The sequence below is a fragment of the Nocardia farcinica genome (assembly GCF_029867845.1).
Taxonomy (GTDB): Bacteria; Actinomycetota; Actinomycetes; order Mycobacteriales; family Mycobacteriaceae; genus Nocardia; species Nocardia farcinica_A.
This window is the reverse complement of record NZ_JARWRU010001316.1, coordinates 1-2523: the sequence shown is the minus strand read 5'-3', so window position 1 is coordinate 2523 and position 2523 is coordinate 1. Positions and strand designations below refer to the sequence as shown.

Here is a 2523-nt window from a genome sequence, read left to right as displayed (position 1 = left end):
CCGGGGCGTGCGCTTACCCGGGCGCGATTTGGCACCCCGGGGGGCGGGTGGGGTGGGTTGGCCTCCCCAACGCCCCGGCCCCCCGCGCCCGGGGGCGCGCCGCGGCCGGTCCGGGTCGCGATCTCCGAGGCGCAGGGGCTGCTGTGCGCCGAGGACATCGTCACCGAGCGCCCGCTGCCCGGTTTCGACCAGGCCGCGATCGACGGCTACGCGGTACGCAGCGTCGACGTGGCGGCGGCGGGCACCGAGATCCGCGACGAGAACGGCGAACTGGTCGACCTCACCCTGCCCGTGGTCGGCGAGGTGGTGGCCGGTTCGCGCCAGCCCATCCGGCTCCAGCCGCGCCAGACGGTGCGCGTCGACACCGGGGCGCCGTTGCCGACGCTCGCCGACGCGGTGCTGCCGCTGGACTTCACCGACGGCGGGCGCGCCAGGATCAAGGTCTACGAGCCGGTGCGCTCCGGCGACTACGTGCGTCGCGTCGGCGACGACGTGCAGCCGGGCGACGTGGCGGTGCGCGCCGGCACCATCATCGGCCCGGCCCAGGTCGGCCTGCTCGCCGCGGTCGGCCAGGACAAGGTGCTGGTGCACCCGCGTCCCCGGCTGTCGGTGATCTCGGTGGGCGGGGAGCTGATCGACATCGATCGCACGCCGGGCCCGGGGCAGGTCTACGACGTCAACTCCTACGCGCTGGCCGCCGCGGCCAGGGACGCGGGCGCCGACGTCAACCGGGTCGGCATCGTCAGCACCGATCCGCGCAGGCTGCGTGACGTGGTCGAGGGACAGCTGGTGCGTTCGGAGGTCGTGGTGATCGCGGGCGCGGTCGGCGGCTGGGCGTCGGAGCAGGTGCGCGAGGCGCTGGAGGGGCTCGGCGAGCTGGAGATCACCCGGGTGGCCATGCATCCCGGCTCGGTGCAGGGCTTCGGCAGGCTCGGCCGCGACGAGGTGCCCACCTTCCTGCTGCCGTCGAACCCGGTGGGCGCGCTGGTGGTCTTCGAGGTCATGGTGCGCCCGCTCATCCGCATCGCGCTCGGGCGCAGGCATCCCATGCGCCGCATCGTGCGGGCGCGGACCATCACCCCGATCAGCTCGATGGAGGGGCGCAAGGGTTACCTGCGCGCCCAGCTCATGCGCGACGAGGCCACCGGCGACTACCTGGTGCAGCCGCTGGGCGGCGCGGCCGGGTCCTCGCACCTGCTCGCCACCCTCGCCGAGGCCAACGCGCTGATCATCGTCGAGCCCGACGACACCGACTTCCGCACCGGGGACGAGGTCCAGGTCGCGTTCCTGTCGCAGCGCGGCTGACGTGACGCGGTGGGACACAGCTGAAACATGGAGAACATGAACGTCTTCCGGGCCACCCAGCATCCCGGCTGGCCCGCCCGTCTCGGCCCGGTCCGTGTGCCCGCTGGCACGGTCACGCTGCGGCCGGTCCGCTTCCGCGACGCGGCCGCCTGGAGCAGGCTGCGCTTGCGTGATCGCGCGCACCTCGAGCCGTGGGAGCCCACCGGGCGCGGCAGCTGGGAGGCGCGCAACCACGCCTCGAACTGGCCGTCGCTGTGGTCGAGTCTGAAGGCCGAGGCGCGCCGGGGCGCGATGATCCCGTTCGCCATCGAGGTGGACGGGATGTTCGTCGGTCAGTTGACCGTCGGCAACATCGTGCGCGGCGCCCTGCGCTCGGCCTGGATCGGTTACTGGGTGGCCGAGGACCGCAGCGGTCAGGGGGTGGCGACCGCGGCCCTGGCCCTCGGGCTCGACCACTGTTTCGGCCCGGTCGGATTGCATCGCGTCGAGGCCACCGTGCGGCCGGAGAATCTGGCCAGTCAGGCGGTGCTGCGGCACTGCGGATTCCGTGAAGAGGGATTGCTGCGGCGATATCTGGACGTGGACGGCGCCTGGCGTGATCATCTGCTCGTCGGCATCACGGCCGAGGAATTGAGCGGTCCGGTGGTGGAACGGCTGGCCAGGGCGGGACGGCTCACGCTGCCCTGAGTGGCCGAATGCCCGAATCGTTATTCCGGCTCGCGCCGGATTCGGGTCCGCGCCTACTCTCGTAGTGGTGGCATTGTGACAGGTGTGGCCGATGTGCACGGCGCGCCTGCCGGGTCAGCACCTCCGCGCGAATTAACCTACCGACGTCGGAGGTGTGTCGTTCGCGCTACGCCACTGCTGAACGGACAGCCCGAAAGGATTGAACTGGTGGGGACGGAGGTGACGGCCTGATGCCGAATTCGATCCTGTGGATCGGCCTGGTCGTGCTCTGGGTCTTCGTCCTGTTCCCGATTCTCGCCGACCGGCACCCAAGAATCCGGCAGACGACCGACGCCGCGCTCGCGACCCGGGTGTTGCACCGCGGCGGCTCCAAACGGCGGCTGCGCTATCGACCGAACCGAGTGCGGAGAAAGCGTTTCCACAGCGATGATGCGGAGGACCGGATGACCATACCGGCCGACGAGAAAGTTTCCGAGATCGACGACCTCGCCGAATTGCTCGACGAGAACACCCTCGAGGACAGTCCCGAGG

The 2523-nt window shown here is 71.3% G+C and carries 2 protein-coding genes and 1 pseudogene; all 3 read left to right on the top strand.

Annotated elements, in window-relative coordinates:
* The first annotated feature begins 57 nt into the window (after positions 1–57).
* Positions 58–1305 carry a molybdotransferase-like divisome protein Glp gene (gene glp / locus QH283_RS29485; protein WP_280506185.1) on the top strand — a complete coding sequence of 416 codons (1248 nt, stop codon included), beginning with the start codon at positions 58–60 and terminating at the stop codon, positions 1303–1305.
* Positions 1306–1341: 36 nt separating this feature from the next.
* Positions 1342–1992, top strand: a complete 651-nt coding sequence (locus QH283_RS29480) for a GNAT family N-acetyltransferase (RefSeq protein WP_280506186.1) — start codon at positions 1342–1344, stop codon at positions 1990–1992.
* A gap of 263 nt (positions 1993–2255) precedes the next feature.
* Positions 2256–2523, top strand: a pseudogene (locus QH283_RS29475) (gephyrin-like molybdotransferase receptor GlpR); the annotation flags it as partial.

Excerpts from the sequence above, each read along its gene's own strand:
- QH283_RS29480 (WP_280506186.1), top strand. The coding sequence starts at position 1,342 with ATGAACGTCTTCCGGGCCACCCAGCATCCCGGCTGGCCCGCCCGTCTC.